At 60.5% G+C, this 16,152-nt stretch carries 17 protein-coding genes; 2 read left to right on the forward strand and 15 right to left on the reverse strand.

Annotated elements, in window-relative coordinates; all coding sequences use genetic code 11:
- Positions 1 to 21: 21 nt before the first annotated feature.
- From agaV to DWY51_RS03650, 3 genes are read right to left on the reverse strand one after another with little or no spacing between them, the layout of a single operon-like run.
- Positions 22 to 504, reverse strand: coding sequence for a PTS N-acetylgalactosamine transporter subunit IIB (agaV, locus tag DWY51_RS03640; protein ID WP_117716286.1), 483 nt, complete (start codon positions 502 to 504; stop codon positions 22 to 24).
- A 36-nt stretch (positions 505 to 540) separates the two neighbouring features.
- Positions 541 to 822, reverse strand: a complete 282-nt coding sequence (gene yajC / locus DWY51_RS03645) for a preprotein translocase subunit YajC (protein WP_117654923.1) — start codon at positions 820 to 822, stop codon at positions 541 to 543.
- Positions 822 to 1,265 carry a PTS fructose transporter subunit IIA gene (locus tag DWY51_RS03650; protein ID WP_055310428.1) on the reverse strand — a complete coding sequence of 148 codons (444 nt, stop codon included), beginning with the start codon at positions 1,263 to 1,265 and terminating at the stop codon, positions 822 to 824. Before DWY51_RS03650 ends, yajC begins: the two co-directional genes overlap by 1 nt.
- 704 nt (positions 1,266 to 1,969) lie before the next feature.
- Between DWY51_RS03650 and DWY51_RS03655 the strand changes: the two genes are divergently transcribed.
- Both DWY51_RS03655 and DWY51_RS03660 read left to right on the forward strand, forming a co-directional pair.
- Positions 1,970 to 2,608, forward strand: a complete 639-nt coding sequence (locus DWY51_RS03655; protein ID WP_117769905.1) for a DUF2975 domain-containing protein — start codon at positions 1,970 to 1,972, stop codon at positions 2,606 to 2,608.
- A gap of 33 nt (positions 2,609 to 2,641) precedes the next feature.
- Positions 2,642 to 2,857 (forward strand): helix-turn-helix transcriptional regulator, encoded by a 216-nt coding sequence (locus tag DWY51_RS03660; protein WP_255413283.1) that lies wholly within the window; start codon positions 2,642 to 2,644, stop codon positions 2,855 to 2,857.
- 113 nt (positions 2,858 to 2,970) lie between these two features.
- Here the strand turns inward: DWY51_RS03660 and DWY51_RS03665 are convergent, their stop codons facing one another.
- The 12 genes from DWY51_RS03665 to DWY51_RS03720 form a co-directional block, all read right to left on the reverse strand.
- On the reverse strand, positions 2,971 to 4,065 hold the full coding sequence (locus tag DWY51_RS03665; RefSeq protein WP_117769906.1) for a hypothetical protein: 1,095 nt from the start codon (positions 4,063 to 4,065) through the stop codon (positions 2,971 to 2,973).
- Between the two features lie 126 nt (positions 4,066 to 4,191).
- The gene (locus tag DWY51_RS03670; protein ID WP_022094615.1) at positions 4,192 to 5,277 is read right to left on the reverse strand and encodes an isocitrate/isopropylmalate dehydrogenase family protein; all 1,086 of its coding nucleotides are present in this window, start codon (positions 5,275 to 5,277) and stop codon (positions 4,192 to 4,194) included.
- Positions 5,278 to 5,283: 6 nt separating this feature from the next.
- Positions 5,284 to 5,982, reverse strand: a complete 699-nt coding sequence (locus DWY51_RS03675) for a HEAT repeat domain-containing protein (protein ID WP_117769907.1) — start codon at positions 5,980 to 5,982, stop codon at positions 5,284 to 5,286.
- A 15-nt stretch (positions 5,983 to 5,997) separates the two neighbouring features.
- Positions 5,998 to 6,426 (reverse strand): hypothetical protein, encoded by a 429-nt coding sequence (locus tag DWY51_RS03680; RefSeq protein WP_117769908.1) that lies wholly within the window; start codon positions 6,424 to 6,426, stop codon positions 5,998 to 6,000.
- A 5-nt stretch (positions 6,427 to 6,431) separates the two neighbouring features.
- Positions 6,432 to 7,511, reverse strand: coding sequence for an NAD(P)-dependent oxidoreductase (locus tag DWY51_RS03685; RefSeq protein WP_117769909.1), 1,080 nt, complete (start codon positions 7,509 to 7,511; stop codon positions 6,432 to 6,434).
- Positions 7,512 to 7,609: 98 nt separating this feature from the next.
- A complete protein-coding gene (locus tag DWY51_RS03690) occupies positions 7,610 to 8,563 on the reverse strand; it encodes a DegV family protein (protein WP_117769910.1) in 954 nt (317 codons plus the stop codon).
- Positions 8,564 to 8,643: 80 nt separating this feature from the next.
- Positions 8,644 to 9,228 (reverse strand): ribosome hibernation-promoting factor, HPF/YfiA family, encoded by a 585-nt coding sequence (gene hpf, locus DWY51_RS03695; RefSeq protein ID WP_006236248.1) that lies wholly within the window; start codon positions 9,226 to 9,228, stop codon positions 8,644 to 8,646.
- A gap of 317 nt (positions 9,229 to 9,545) precedes the next feature.
- Complete coding sequence (locus DWY51_RS03700; protein ID WP_158556900.1) at positions 9,546 to 10,553, reverse strand: ABC transporter substrate-binding protein; 1,008 nt, start codon at positions 10,551 to 10,553, stop codon at positions 9,546 to 9,548.
- A gap of 751 nt (positions 10,554 to 11,304) precedes the next feature.
- On the reverse strand, positions 11,305 to 12,414 hold the full coding sequence (locus DWY51_RS03705) for a hypothetical protein (RefSeq protein WP_117769912.1): 1,110 nt from the start codon (positions 12,412 to 12,414) through the stop codon (positions 11,305 to 11,307).
- A 10-nt stretch (positions 12,415 to 12,424) separates the two neighbouring features.
- The gene (locus DWY51_RS03710; protein ID WP_233504615.1) at positions 12,425 to 13,231 is read right to left on the reverse strand and encodes a ComF family protein; all 807 of its coding nucleotides are present in this window, start codon (positions 13,229 to 13,231) and stop codon (positions 12,425 to 12,427) included.
- Positions 13,232 to 13,333: 102 nt separating this feature from the next.
- Positions 13,334 to 15,034, reverse strand: coding sequence for a regulatory iron-sulfur-containing complex subunit RicT (locus DWY51_RS03715; protein ID WP_117769913.1), 1,701 nt, complete (start codon positions 15,032 to 15,034; stop codon positions 13,334 to 13,336).
- Complete coding sequence (locus DWY51_RS03720) at positions 15,025 to 16,152, reverse strand: ATP-binding protein (protein WP_117769914.1); 1,128 nt, start codon at positions 16,150 to 16,152, stop codon at positions 15,025 to 15,027. Before DWY51_RS03720 ends, DWY51_RS03715 begins: the two co-directional genes overlap by 10 nt.

Raw genomic sequence — 16,152 nt, forward strand, 5'->3', positions numbered from 1 at the left:
TGACAACGTGGATCACGAGGATTACGAGAAGAGCTTGCTCGTGTCCTCAACAGGCGTGCTCGGAACGCGCCTGATCTCCAACTCCACCCCCAATTCCTGCAGCTCTTTAAACGCAGCGACATCCTCGTCGTTAACTGCGACGGAGGTGGCGACTTGGCGCTTTCCTTCCGACATGTGCATGTTGCCGATGTTTACCTTCTTTATAGGCACACCGCCCTTGACGAGCGTAAGCACGTCTTCCGGTGTTTCGGCCACGATGAAGATCTTCTGGCGCGGGCTCGCCTTGCCAATGACGTCGATGGTCTTCTGCAGAGAGAAGAAACGCGTAGCGACGCCGGCGGGAGCGGCCATCTTCATGAGGTTCTGGCGCATGGTGTTGGTCGCCACGTCGTCGTTGGCGACGAGGATGAGGTTGGAGCCCAGAGTGGAGTTCCACTGAGTGGCAACCTGACCATGAACCAGTCGGTTATCGATGCGGGTAAGAAGAATGTTGGGTTCTGCCATGTTGATCAGCTTCCTTTCGTTATTTGCTGACGACAGTTACTTGATCTCCTGAATCGCGTAACGCGAAACATCTACGACGGCTCCGGATCGGACTTTGATCTGGACCTTCTCGCCTTCGATGCCTTTGACGGTTCCGTAGATACCGCCGGCGAAAAGAACCTCCTGACCCGGCTTGAGCTCGGTGTGCAGCTCCTTGAAGTACTTTTGCTTCTTCTTCATGTTGATTTGCGACCAGATGGTGTAAATCAAGCCCATGATGGCGAGCAGGCCTAAAAGGGCGACCGAGGAGCTCAGGACGTTGGCTCCGAAATCGGCCATTAGATGCCGTCCTCGTCGCCGAAGATATCCTCTTCCTCGGAGCCGGCAACGGATGCGACCGTCTGGGCGGTGATGCCCGTCTGGCCAACGGTCACGGCCTGCTCGCCAAGCTCGGCGAGCGTGGCGTTGCCGCGGAGGAACAGAAGCTCAATAACCATGGGAAGGTTAGTGCCGGTCAGAACCTCGACATTGTCGACATCCTGGGCAATCATCATCGACTGGTTGAACGGGGTGCCACCAAGCAGGTCGGTAAAGACGAGCACGCCATCGCACTCCTCGCGCATGGCGGTAATAGCGGCGCGGAGATCCTCACCGTAGGAAGCAGCCTGATCGCCCTCAAAAGGAACGACGGTAAAAGCGGGCTGGTCGCCGGCAACCATAGCGATAGCGCTTGCAAGGCCGGGTGCGAACTGTCCATGACCGGTAAGAATAAAGCCAACCATTCAAATTTCCCTTCCGAAGGTGTGTACAATCTGAGTCCGATGATTTTCGGAAGCCAGCGGGCGCTCGCCCTTAAAGCTTCTTGGAAAGCGTTCTTTAAAGACCAGTGGTTTCTAAACTGGTAGTAACCACGTGACGTGTTGTTGTCACTATATCACCCCAGAAGAGGCCGCTTCCGTTGATTCATACGGTAAAACGTTTTTGCACCGTTCACGGTGATAAATCGACCGTTTACCGGTCGTTAACACTTCTACCTGCGGTTTTGAAACCGTTTCGAAATGCTTTGGCAAAAGATCGGATCTTTTCCTGCGTCTAAACAACGCAGGGCGGCTAAAAATAGCGTGAAGAAAAATTGCAGGTCATTGTGAAGATGTGTGAATTGGTCTTTTTGACTTAATACCAGTTAGAACCAGTTTTGAGATTATCGGTGAACGGTAGTTTTCGACCGCTCACCGGTTACTTGCAATCGTTTGCAGTTGTTTTCCCAGATGAATTAGGGAAACACAATGGAGCGCTTGCGCGATCACGGGAAGTTTTGACATTTGTCCTCATCCCCCGCGCGCCGAACTCCGACACTCAAAACGAGCTAATAGTTCATGCTAATCGTTTTCAATCATTACTTAGTCAGTATTCGTAATTATTTATCGTTTGTCATTAATTATGATATAAGATACAAGTATCATCCAAGAGATTGGTTGGAGGGGCTATGATCCGCCGGAACGCATCCACATCGAATGAAGCCATCGGTCGCGAACAGACAATAGCCGAGCTGAGGAGGCTCACCCGCATCTGCAAATGGGCCACAATCTGCGCCACTGCGGCACTCGCTCTGGGACTCTTCGCAGTCATTGCAATCGACCTTCTACTCATATTGCCCAGTCTCTCCCAAGGATTCTGTCTCCAATCCGTAGAACTTCAAGCCGGCGAAGGACCGTGCCTCGCTCTCGTCGGTGCCAATGCACAGACCCCACTTATGCTCATCGCGCACGACGGTCACACCGCCATGGGGAGCGTCATGATGACATTCCTCGCGCTCGCTATCGCACTGAGCGCATACAAGCTTTTCTCCATCATTGAAAAGGCGGGCAGGCCCTTTGACCTTGAATGCAGCCGTATGCTACATCGAGTTGGGCTTTTGTTCCTTATCGGCGGCGCTGCCGTGAGACTCCTTGGTGCCATAGTCACGGGATTGATGCTTTCGGGATTTGGCGGCAGCTTTACAGATGCCTTCGGCGGCCAGCTGTTCGAGCCCTCTATGCTCTTTGCAGGCCTGATTATTATCCTGATTGCCAGCATCTTCCGCTACGGGTGTATCCTGCAAAAACAAGATGACGAGTTGCTCTAGGGGGAATCCATGATCATTCTGCGGCTCGACCGCATGCTCGCCGAACGCAAGATCTCATCCAAAGAACTTGCGGAACGCGTGGGCATCTCCCAAGTCAATATGTCGCGCATAAAGACTGGCAAGGTTTCTGCCGTGCGTTTTTCAACTCTTGACGCGATATGCCGGGCACTCGATTGCCAACCGGGCGATGTACTGGAATATATATCCGACGATGAAGCCGATAGCCTTTTTGGACTTAAAGATGAATAGCCATAATTAAGCCACCAATCACGCCTCAACGCAAAAAGTCCGCCAGAACGACTTCCGTACTGGCGGACTTTCTGCTGTCTATCGGCTAGATGCTCGATGAGCCGTGCGACTCTTTACGCAAACAGGCCGTAGATGCTGATGTTGGCCTTGGCGTAGAGGCCGTTAGCATACTCGGTCCACTTGGAGCTGGCGCTCGAAGCCTGCGAAGAGTACTGCTGGTAAGCAGTGTAGTAGGCGGTCATGGCCTGCTTATAGGTAGCGCTATCGGCCGTAAAGGCATCGTCGGCAAAGGCCTTAGCGTAGGTGCCGTTCTCGTCCTTCCAAGTGCCCTTTGAGCTATCCCACTCATCGCCGGCAAGGTTGATGATGTAGTCGGCGTAATCCTTGCTCGCGGTCTCCTCGTTGCCGTCAGAAGGCTCGGTCGGGGCGGTCGGCATGCTTGCGGAGCTATCGCCCACCTTCTTCTTGTAGAGCTTCTGCAGCGTCGCGGACTGGCGGACGATCTGCTTGGCCTGGTCCTTGGACACGCCATACTGCGTGGCCATGGTCTTGTAGTCAGAAGTGCCGATGGAATCCTCGGCGTACTTCTTCATCTCCTTGGAAGAGACGGTAATGCCCTCGTCCTCGGCGGCATCGAGCAGGATCTTGTTGCGCACGTAGGACAGGATGACGTCGGCAGAAGGAGCGGTGTAGTTGCCATCACTATCCTTGACGGTATCGAGGCTGTACTGGCTCTCGATGGCCTCGCGCGCGGTGATATCGCTCTTCTTGCCGTTGTAGCTATAGCTTGCCACGGTCGAATCGAGCTGGTCCTCGGTCAGGGTCGCCGAGCCGACACCCTTGCCGCCAAAGCCGCCATTGCCAATAAAGAAGCCGACCACCGCAGCGATCACGACGGCAACCACAAAGGCGGCGATCATCGTCTTCTTGTGCTTGGATACGCGATCGTCTTCATCGGAACCCAGGATATCGTCGTCCTCATCCTGGGCCTCGGGCATCAGATTCTCGTCAGCGGCATCCGCGGCAATCTGAGCCTCCAGACGGGCGTCCTCCTCCTCGGCCGTCGTACCGGCAGCAATGTGCTCGGCAGACGTACCGGCGACCAGGTCGATCTTCTCGTCCTCGTCACCGTCGGGGCCTTCGCCGCGCTCGATGATCTGGATGCCGTCGATCTCGTCCTTCTCGTCCTTCTTTTGAATCAGACCCATATCGGTTACTCCTTGTTAGGAAACATAGTCCTCAATAGAATACGCCCGACAGAGCGCCGGGCGTATTGATTCTCAGGTTATACGCAAACACTTAAGTACTATTTAGGCGTTTGCAGCACGCATGCCTTAGGCCAGGTGCGCGATAACGGCATCGGCAAAGGCCTGCGTGCCCACGGCCCCCTCGACGGAGCCGGTCTGGGCACGACGCACGTCACCGGTAACCTGCTCGCCCTCGTCGAGCGTGGCAGATACGGCGGCGCGAATGCGATTAGCAGCGTCGTTCTCGCCCAGGTGATCGAGCATCATCGCAGCAGAAAGGATCTCGGCCGTGGGGTTGGCGATATCCTGGCCAGCGATATCGGGCGCGGAGCCGTGCGTTGCCTCGAAGATGGCGCAATCGGCACCGATGTTGGAGCCGGGGGCCATCCCTAAGCCACCCACCAGGCCGGCGCACAGGTCGCTCACGATGTCGCCGTACAGGTTGGGCAGCACCAGGACATCGAAGTCGTTGGGGTTCTGGACCAGGCCCATGCAAGTGGCGTCGACAATCTTGTCGTTGAACTCGATATCGGGATAGTTGGCGGCCACCTCGCGCGCAACGCGCAGGAACAGGCCGTCGGTCGCCTTCATGATGTTGGCCTTATGCACGGCCGTCACCTTTTTGCGGCCGCAGCGGCGGGCATACTCAAAGGCATACTCCACAATGCGGCGGCTCTTGGCGATGGAGATGGGCTTGATCGAGATGGCGGAATCGGCGGCGAAGGTCTTCTGACCCGAGCGCTCGACAAGCTGCGAGAGCTCCTCGACCTCGGCAGCGCCCTCATCGAACTCGATGCCGGCGTAGAGGTCCTCGGTGTTCTCGCGCACGATGACCAGGTCGACATCGCGGAAGCGCGAGCCGTCGCCCGGCTGCGACAGGCAGGGGCGCACACAGGCATACAGGTCGAAGTGCTTGCGAAGGGCAACGTTAACGCTGCGGAAACCCGTGCCGACCGGCGTGGTGATGGGACCCTTGATGGCAACCTTGGTCTCGGCGACCGCATCGAGCACGTGCTGGGGCAGCGGCGTGCCAAACTCGTCCATGACGCCGGCACCGGCCTCCTGGACATTCCAATTGATCTGGACACCGGTGGCCTCGACCACGCGGCGCATGGCCTGCGTAATCTCGGGACCGATACCGTCACCGGGAATCAGGACTACATCGTGCGCCATAATCTGTTACTCCTCGTCTTCGGCGGCGTCAGATTTTTTAACGCTAGCACGCTTCTTCTTTTTGGAGAGATCAAGGTCAAAGCGTTTAACAAGCATTTCGCAAATCTCGCTCGAACGGGCCTTGAGATAGCTGCCCTTGCCGTTCTCGGCATCGAACTTAAGGCGCAGCGCAAGCTTCTCGGCGACCTCGGCGTCGATCTCGCCCTGGCCAAACTCGTACAGGCAACCGAGCATGTCGCGATACTCGAGGTCGCCGTGGTAGCACTGAATGGCCTCGTCCAGGATGGGCCAAGCCTCGCGCGAACGCTCGACGCTCGTGGCGCCCCACACGCACAGCAGGCGGAAGGCGGCATAGCGCAGCGTGGAGGAAATCTCGTCGAACAGTGCGGTCTCGGCGCCCTCAAAGGCATCGCCCAGCTGCTCGGGACAGGTGGTGGCAAGCGCCGTCAGGGCATCGAGGGCCTCCCAGCGGGTCTGAGCCTCGGGGCGGTCGAGTGCCTCGATCAGCGCGGGGACGCAGGGCACGACGCGCTGCGGATCGCGCTCGGCGAGCAGGTGCAGCACGCGGGCGGCAAACTGGCGGATGCGGCGCGTGGGGCAGCCGAGCTCCTGGACCAGACGGTCGACGGCATTCTCGTTCTCCTCTGCCAGCTGAAGCTGCGCCAGCTCCTCGTCGGTGAGCTGTTCGTCTTTGTTTTCTGCCATAGTTACCTCTTTTTACTATTTCTTAGCGTGCTTGCCAGCACCCTTGCTGTCATCGGTGGCCGAGATGAGCTGTCGGTCGGCAGCGCCATTACGACGCGCACGGCGGCGTTCCTCGGCATCGCCCGCGTCGGCGGCGGCGCGGTGTGCCTTGTTGACGTTAAAGACCTCGTCGTGCTTGCGCCACGGACCGACGGACTCGCCAAAGCTCATCTTAAGGCCGGCGATAAAGCCGCCGAGCCAGCCGATCGGCGCAAACTGCACCAGCGGGAACAGCGAGAACACCCAGGTCAGCAGGACGACTGCCGCCGCTCCCGCAAAGTTGGCAATCCAGTAGTCGCGCTTGGTGATGACGCGCTTTTCGCACGCCCACTGGCCGCACAAAAAGCCGATGTAGATCGCGAAGAGAAAGAGCGCCAGCGCAAGCACCACGAACGTCCAGCTCATGGGCGCTACTCCCCGTGATGGTGGCCGCAGCAGCACTCGTGGCCGTCGTCATGACCGTGACCGCCGCAGCACTCGTGGTCCTCGCCATGGTGGTGGTCGCAACCGCACTCGTGATCGTCGCCATGCTCGCCGCAACCGCAGCCTTCCTCGTGAGCACCATGCTCCTCGGGACGATACTGCGACCAGTCCAGACCGGCGGCGATGGCGTCGGCCTCCTCCTTATAGAGGACCGTGACGGCCTGGGTACCCAGCTTGGCGCCACCGATGGCATCGAGCATGTCGTAAAGCGTAAAGGCCACGTCGGCGCCGGGCAGCGCAAGCTCGCGGTCATCGGCGTAGGCGAGCGCCAAGCGCAGGTCCTTAATGAAGTGCTCGACCATAAAGCCGGGCTTGTAGTCGCCGTCGAGTGCCTTGGGCGCCAGGCTCTCCATGGCGCCGGACTTGCCGGTGCCGCCCAGGATCATCTGACGGGTCTTCTCAAGATCAAGGCCGCTCAGCTCGGCAAACGCCATGGCGTCTGCCATGCCAACCATGCAGGCGCCCAGCGACACCTGGTTGGCAAGCTTGGCAGCCTGACCCTTGCCGGCGCCGTCGAAGCAGCAGATGGTTGCCGCAAAGGTGGAAAGGATGTCGCGGACCGGCGCGATGTCGTTCTCGGTGGCGCCCACGATAGCCGTGAGCGTGCCGGCGATGGCACCCGACTCGCCGCCGGTGACGGGGCAGTCAAACGCCATGCGACCGGAGACCTGGGCGGCCTCGGCAATGTCGCGCGCCAGCTCGGGCGAGCTCGTGGTAAGGTCGATCAGGACCGCGCCGGGCTTAGTGCACGCGAGCAGACCGTCACCCGCCAGGTAGAGCTCCTCGACCTCGGAGGGATAACCCACCATGGTAAAGACGACGTCGGCGTTCGCCGCGGCATCTGCCGGCGTATCGGCCCAGACGGCACCGCGCTCAACGAGCGCTGCGGCCTTGGACTTGGTGCGGTTGTTGACCGTGACGGGATAGCCAGCGTCCAGAATGTGGCCGGCAATGGGGGCACCCATAATTCCGGTGCCGATAAATGCGACAGAGAGCTTGTTTGCCATGAAACCTTTCCTTTTGGGTTGGGTGTTATTACCAGGTTGAATACTCGGTGCCAGCGTTTGGGCTGTGAGTCGAGGGCGATTACGGACGCATCGCTTGCCTACTGCCCGCGCACGCGGCGAGCGATGCGGTCGGAAAGCGAGGCTTTCTCGGCTCGGTTCTTACCCCAAAACGCAAGTGCCACCATACCGGGCCCCACGTGCGAGCCGATGGTAGGGCCGACGGAACTACGGATAATCGTGACGTCGGCGCAGCCCTCCTCCTTGCGAACTGCGGCCTCGAGCCAGTCACCATCCTTCTCGGCATCGGCAGTCATGATGGCGATGGGCATGGTGCGGTCGGGCACGTAGTTCTCGCGGAACGACTTGAGGATGGACTTGAGCGCCTTCTTGCGGCCGCGGTTGACGCCGATCAGCGACAGCGAGCCGGCCAGGTCGTAGGAGAGCTCGGGCTTGACGTCGAGCTTTGCCGTGAGCTGCGCCGCCGCGGGCGGAATGCGGCCGCCGGCAGCCAGTGCGTCGAAGCTCTCAAGCGTAAAGTAGCCGTGCACGTAGGTCTTTGCCTCGTTTGCCCAATCGACCAGCTGCTTGGCGGTCAGTCCCGCCGAACGCTGGCGCACGGCCTCGAGCGCCAAGAGCGCGCCGGTCGCACAGGGCAGAGCGTTGTCGACCACGTACAGCTCAAAGTTGGGATACTCGGCGCGCACGGCGTCTGCCGCCTGGCACGCGGAGTTGTAGCTCGACGACAGCGCCGAGGTAAAGCACAGGTAGACCGTGGGCGTACCCTCTTTGGCGCACTCGGTAAAGAACTCGATATAGCGACCGAGCGACACGGCGGAGGTGGACACGCGGGCACCGGCGCGCATGCGGTCGTAGAACTCCTTGGGTGTGATGCTCGACCAGATATCGTCCGTGCGTTCCTCGCCATCGATGATAAAGGGGAAGCCCAAGATATCGACATCGAGGTTCGCGGCGACCTCGGGGCTAAAGTCGCAGCAGGTATCGACGACGATGCGGCAGCGGTCTGAATGGCCGGTAGATGCAGCCTTGTCCATCAAAGCGACTCCTTACGTAAAAAAGGCGGCCATCCGCATGGGATGACCGCCGGCCGTTAACTCATGCAAGTTAACGTATTTTACTCGTCAAGTGTTTCGATACGGGGCTTGATGATGCCATATCCACCATTCTTACGGTGATACACCACATTGATGAGGCCAGTCGTCGCGTTCTCGAACACGTAGAAGTCGTGACCGAGCAAATCGGTCTGCACCAGCGCCTGCTCCTCAGTCATCGGGGTGACATCGATGACCTTCTCGCGGACGAGCAGGTCATCGTCCTCCTCGGGCAGCAGCAGGTCGGCCAGATCCTCAACGCGCTCGACCGGCGCGACATCCGCGGCACTGGCACCACCCTGGCGGTTGTCCACGACCTTGGTCTTGAACTTGCGCAGCTGGCGGGTGACCTTATCGGCGGAGAGGTCGATGGCAGCATACATATCTGCGCCGTGCTCGGCAACGCGAATCACCGAACCGCGGGCACGAGCCGTGACCTCGACGATTGCCGGGTTGGGGTTCGAGGGGTTCTTCTCATAACGAAGCACGACGTCGACTGTCATGGGCTCGATGTCGAAAACCTTGAGCGCCTCGCCGATTTTCTCATCCACATGCGCACGCAGAGCATCGGTTACCGTCGTCTTGCGTCCAGAAACCTTGATATCCATACGTGGCTCCAATCTGCCTCGGGGACTTACTGTACTGGCTATGTACCCATTGCCGTGCATTTAATCACGCGGATTCCTAAAGACCCGAATAACGATTGCTTGATACCGCATACCGAAGTCTCGCACTTTTCTGTGGCAAAGTGCGCTATAGGAGGGGGCCGGCGGCTTTGTATTTGGTCCCGAAAATTGGCTTTGACCTGCTGATTTTATTGGGATGAAAAAGCCGGGCTCCCCCATCGGGGAAGTCCGGCAGTGCGTGTTGAAACCGTGAAGAGGTGTCCTTTCCAACGTATAGGAGACACCACCCCTAGCAATAACTAGCTATTGAGTTTGTTAATGTCGTCGTCGGTGATGGTGCCTTCCTGGCTGGACGATTTGTCCTCGGAGGATGCGGTCTCATTGTTGGAATCGGAGGACTCGCTGCCGGAGGACGTGGTCTCACTGGACTCAGAGTCGCCCGGCTGCACGTTAGCGCCCGAAACCGTCTTAGTGGTGAGGTCGTAGGGCATCGTGCCATACCAGACAGAGTGGACCGCCTCGAGCGTGCCGTCGGCCGTAATACCGTCGAGGGCATCGCTCACGGCACGGCACAGTTCGTCATTGGACGAGAGGCCCGCAACACCAAGCGTCGAGGGCGCCTCGAGCGCACCGGCATAGGAGACCTCGCTCATCAGGCGTGCAAGGTAGCCGCCGGCCGTGGAGTCGCAGATCACATAGTCGACCTCGCCGGACTCGAGCGCCTCAAAGCACTCGTTGATGTTGGAGTAGGTCTTTTGGTTGGCGGTGATGCTCTGCTTAGCAAGCGCCTCCTGCGAGGCCGAGGACGTCTGAACGCCCAGGGTGGACGTGTTAAGGGTATCGGTGGAAACGCTTAGCGACCCACCATCGCTAGTTTTACCGAACACGGAAGTGGCATCGTACAGGCAGGTGCCGAGCGAGCTAATGTCCCCGTCCGTGGAGTTAATCTCGCCGATAAAGATATCGGCCTTTTTGTCGCCGAGCGCGGAATCTGCCGAAGACGCATCGACAAAGGCGACCTTAAGGCCCATGCGGCTTGCGAGAGCGCGGGCGGCGTCAACCGCATACCCCGTGAGCTCGCCATCGGCGTCCTGCATGGCCTGCGGCGCATCGGAAGTATCGAGGGCGACCGTCAGGGTTCCGGGAGTGACCAGGGCATCGTCCGACACCGCCGGCGTGACGGTCTCGTACTCGATCTGGTCGATCGTGGGAGTCGTGAACGTAGACAGCGGGTTGAACGCGCATCCGCTCAGGCCCAAAACGGCAATGACCGCTGCGGTCCCAGCACCCAACCGAGCCGCGTGCATCAAGCTGCCCCTCACCATGTCCACTACCCTGCCTTCTGTGTCGTATACAATCCGTGCGTTGCGCGGAATATCAGGTTGTTCCCACCAGCTGACCTGGTATTTGACCCCACACTTGCGCACCGGGGTGTTTGCTCGGGAGGCCGCAGCCACCTTCACGACTGACCCGCTCGCCCGCGAGGCGGTATTGCCCCAAAGAAAGTAGAACGGACGGTGCGGCTTACATCTAGGACGCGCCATGATCGCGCCGCGCGCACGCGGTCGCTTACGTGGATCCCTTTGACCGCGTCTGTCTTGGACTAGGACGGGCATTTCGTCCGTCCGCAACCACAGCCTGGTAGGAACGAAGCGCATTATAGCTAAGTTCAAGCTAAAGTTTAAGGTTAGGGGCGTCATTCGCATCTCGAGTACAGATTTTGCGGGTCGGAGCGGACCATTCGTGCCCCTATGAAGCCCGGAGCTCCCCTACGGGGAGCTCCGGGGCACCCGTCTCAGGGTGCCGTGTGCAAAAAACGGCAAATATGAGTACTGTTACCAATTTAGTAGCAGCGTATTACCGCCTCACGAGCCCTTTTTGAGTTCCGCACAGCCTGCTTGGCGCCAAGATATTCCACATTCGTTTATTATCTCTTCGCTGAATCCAGATTATCGGCCCAAGTTTCTTTGTTTTTGCTGTCACTAATCTAGTAACAGTACTCATATTTGCCGTTTTTTGCACAGAGCATATAAACAGACCCCCTATAAAGCCATAGTTTTACGCTGGTTTGAGCCCAAAGCACGCTCGGAGCGTATTCAGCAGAGCATCTTGCCTCTTTCGACGAGCCTCTACGCGATTCTGATATCGCTTACCCATACGCTGGTGGATGCGCCATGCGAGTGCTTCCATCGCTTCCATGTCACAGAGCATTTCGTTGTTGACCGTCGCGACCTCGATTCCCATAGTAATCAAGCCCGTGTTGCGCTTTTCATCATGGATACGTCCCCTCCGAGAAGAATGGCCCAGCTCACCGTTGTATTCCAGGTCAAACTGGGCTGCTTCCTGATACGCATCGCAAACTGCATGCGGCATCCCCGAGATTGCCTGCGCACGGTCATCGAACTCGATCTTGTAGTCGGTCTTAAAGGGACCGCAGGCAAATCCGCCATAGGAAAACGGAAGCGAAAACAGAGCGAGCATGATGCACTCCATGGGCGAGCGCAGATTTTCTGACAGGTAGGGACACAGGCGCAGCAGCTGTTTGGCCACATTCCCCTTGCATGCCGCGAGGTAATCTACCAGGCGATCGGGTGTCAGCACGGACTCGACCTCAAAGTAACCGACATCTGGCGGCTGGTCTTTGTCCTTTGCCAATTTGTTCACGACAGGCGAGGTGTAGGGAGGCAGATACTTCCCGCGGTCGCTCAGTGAAATCTTAGAGCACAGTTCCTGGGCCAGGGCAAACGCCTGGATGCAGCCGACCTCGCGCGCGATGGCAACACAAAGGGCCTCGGGAGATAGACTGTACACCCCCGGTTCCACCTCTAGAATCGAGCCGGCGGGCAACCCGGAACACACGGACCAGCTCACGCCAGGGATGCGGCGGCGCTGCGCCGCAGATCCCACCAGCAAGCACAGATCTTCTTGCACCTCGCCGCTTGCGGCCCCAATCCGCACCAAATCGGGAAGATAGATGTCCTCGGTCGAGGGCGACGACGTGCGCAGCACACGGCACTCCTCCTTGGGATCAAGGTCCTTCCAGCTTATGTAGCCCATCTGCCGGCGCTCGGCGCGCATCATGCGTAGCGCCGAGGCGCCTGTTAGGATTACGGAAGCCGCTAGCTGTTCGTCTGTCGGCTCGTTGCACCGCTCAATCTTTACTGCCACAAAACCACCCCTACCAAACGCGTGCGATAGCGAGGCCATCAACGGCCGTGGCGCCGGCGCGCTTGAGTTCCGCCGAAGCCGCGGCCATCGTCGCGCCCGTGGTGATAACGTCATCGATAAGCAGCAGGCGGCGGCCGTGCACGTCCTCAACCGTCTCATACATGCCTTGGGCACGCTCGCGGCGCTCCTCACGACCGAGTTCGCGCTGGTCGCCATGGCCGTACTTGACCAGGGCGTCCAGCAACGGCACGCCCGACAGCTCGCAAAATGGGCGCGCAATGGCCTCCATATGATCAAAACCACGCCGCCGAAACGCTACCGCCGTCGCAGGCACAAACACCACCGCATCCGCGCCGGACAGCACACCTCCTAAGCGTTCGGGCGCTACGACCTGGGCATGCAGGGCGGTGTCGTAGAGCAGCTCTGCCAGATACGGCGCCAGGCGTCGCTCACCCGCATCCTTGTACGCTTTAATGATGCGCGGCAGCGGATGCGCATAGACGGCGCACGCCAGGCAGCGGTCGAGCGCCTCCGCCATTGCCGAGGACGTGCCCTCGACCGAACACTCAGTGCACAGCAAATCCCCAAACGGGGCGCCGCATCGGGTGCAGCTATGACGTGGGTCGATGAGCGTGAGCGCGGCCAGGCAGTCTTGGCAAATAAGCGCACCGGCGCGCTCGCAGCCGGCACATCGTGTTGGCGACAATGCCTCGAGCGCCTCGCGTGCCGCCCACTCGGCAAACGGTAGTAATTCGTCCGCAAACGGTAGGGCACCGGCACCCTGCAGACAGCTCAATATGTTCAGATGGCTCTTCAAGACACAACCCTCCCTACGTTCGGTCGCAGGGAGGGTTGTTGATTCGGCGCTATGATACCCCGATGTGCTCGGGGCAAGGCGGGCTAAATCCGCTCGCGGGCGTTATTCGCCGGCGGGCGGTTGTGGTGTGGACGAAGACGGGGTCGAGCCCTCGCCACCATCCTGGCGCGGCTTGCGGGAACGGCGACGGCGACGGCGCTTTTGACCCTGGTCGGCCGAGCCCTCGCCACCGCGATCCTCGCGCGGCTCGCGCTCGTCGCGAGCGGCGCCACGCGAAGCCTTGGCAGCCGCTCCCCCGCCATCTCCGGGACGACGGCGCGTGACCTTGACCTCGCCATCCGAGACCTGATCGGCCACGGAGGGCACTGAGGGCTTCTGTTGCGCGCCCGAGGAATGGCGACGGCGCGGACGCGGCGCGCGCTCCTCCTCGCCACGTGACTTGCCGCCCTTGTCGGCAGGCGCATCGGAGGCCGAGGGGCCCTTGGAAGCGGCACCAGCCTCGCGAGCAGCTGCGGCGCGGAAGGCGTCCTCGCGCTCCTCGCTCGACAGATGACGGCGGCGGCGACGTGTGGGGTTCATGCCACCGCCGCGATTCTGCTGTTGGGGCTGCTGAACCTCGCGCTCGCGAGAGGCGTTCTTGCCCGCGGCTGCAGCCTCGGTAGCATCGCCCGAGCCCGCGCGCTTGCGGCGGCGACGGCCATCGGCCGCCCCCTCGGCCTCGGGCGCCTCGGCCTTGCCACGACCCTTTCCGCGGCCACGACCCTCGCCCTGGCCCTGAGCGGTGCGCGCATCGGATTCGGCATCGCGACGACGGCGCTTGGGCATCGAAGTGCCGGCCAGACGGTCGGCACTCGACAGGCCATCGCCCACGTCGACGCCGTTCTCGCGATCGAGCTCCATGAGCGCCAGGCGCATCTCGGGCGACTCAATACGCTCGAGCACGTCGCGCGTCACGCAATCGGGGCGGCAGTTGCAGCCCTGCTCGGCGGCCTTCTTTTTGCAGCCCTCCGAGCACGTCATATCGGCCAGGTTGACCTTAAAGACTTTGCCGTTCTCCAGGCGCAGCACCAGCTGCTCACGCGGCGTGTCATATTCCTGAATACGCGCCTTGCCAAGCGGCGTATCGATGAGCGTCTTCTTTTTAGGCGCACGGCTCTTAAAGTCCTTGTACGCCTCGAACTCATAACGCAGGCAGCACATCAGGCGGCCGCAAACGCCGCTAATCTTGGACGAGTTGAGCGGTAGGTCCTGCTCTTTTGCCATGCGGATCGAGACGGGCTCAAACTGTCCGCCAAAGCGCGTGCAACAGAGCTCCTGGCCGCACTGGGCATAGCCGCCCACCAGGCGGGTCTCGTCGCGCACGCCGATCTGGCGCATGTCGACGCGAATATGCAGCGTCGAGGACAGATCCTTGACGAGCTGGCGAAAATCGACGCGCTCCTCGGCCGCAAAGTAGAACACGGCCTTCTCGCCGCCAAACAGGTACTCGACGCCGACCGGCTTCATCTCGAGGTCGAGCTCCTTGACCAGGCGGCGGAAGTCGACCATGGCCTCGTCGCCCTGGATGGCCAGGTCGTCGGCAAGCTGCAGGTCGATGCCGCTCGCCACACGCAGCACGGGCTTGAGCGGCTGACCGATCTCATCTTGCGGCACCTCAAAGGGATCGGCAGTGACCAGGCCGATCTCGGTTCCGCGCTCGGTGGAGCAAATGGCATAATCGGCCTCGAGGATATCCAGATCCTGCGGATCGAACCACAGGTCGCGCGAGGCGTAGGTAAACTTAACGGGTACGACTAACGGCATTTCAGTGCCTTCCTGATATCGAACAGCATGACCTCGATGGCCAGCTGGGGAGTAACGTTTCTGGCGATGTTGCGCTCGGCGGTCGCGACTGCCTCGAGCGCCCGGGTGGCACCCGCAACATTGGTCGCGGCGGCAAGCCGACCGATCGTGTCGCGCACGTCTTCGTTCACCACGTCGGCCGCCTCGTCCTGAAGCGTCAGCAGCACGTCGCGCATGAGCGTCCGCGCGCTCGCCAGCGCTTCCATGATACCCGAACGCTCGCGCGCGTTGAGTTCGCGCTTGTTGCGGTCCTCAAGCTGCTTCAATGCTCCACGCGACAGGTAGTCGGCGTTTTGCTCGAGCACCTTTTCCTGCGTGGACTTGACCTCGGCGAGCGGCGCCTTAACGGCGACGATGAGCGACTTGGCGCGGCTGAGCACGTCGGCCTCGTCGGCGGCGATAAGCGAATCGATGGCGCGAACCATCTGACGGCGGGCGTCCTGGCGCTCAGCGCTCTTGAGGAACTCGATGCCACGCGTGGGGCTTCCCGCCACGGCGACGGCCATGCGGCAACGCGCAGGGTCCTGACCGGTGGCGCGGCTCACGGCCTGCGCGGCGACGGCGGGCGATACCAGCCGAAACGGCACGCACTGGCAGCGGCTCACGATAGTGGGCAACATCACGTCTGCCGAGGTGCCCAGCAAGATAAACATAACGCCCTCGGGCGGCTCCTCGAGCGTTTTGAGCAGTGCGTTGGCGGTGTTGGCGCGCAGCTGCTCGGCACGGTCGATGATGTAGACCTTGGCCTTGGCACGGATGGGCGCCAGCGGCACGTCGTCGAGCAGCTCGCGGGTCTGGGCGATGAGGTAGCCCGTGGCGCTCTCGGGCGTGTAATAGTGCACATCGGGGTGCGTATGGCGGGCGACGCGCACGCAGCCATCGCATGAGCCGCAGCCGTCCTGCTCGCACAGGAAGGCTTGGGCGAGCGCCCACGCGGCGTCGAGCTTGCCCGCGCCGAGCGCGCCCAAGAACAGGTAGGCGTGCGATGCGCGGCCGCTTGCGATGGCGTTGGTCAAAAAGTCGCGCACGCGCTGTTGGGTGTCGAGCTTGGCCAGCAGGCTTGCCTGAGCGGGGGCCAT

This window comes from Collinsella sp. AF25-2LB (assembly GCF_003458415.1).
Taxonomy (GTDB): Bacteria; Actinomycetota; Coriobacteriia; order Coriobacteriales; family Coriobacteriaceae; genus Collinsella.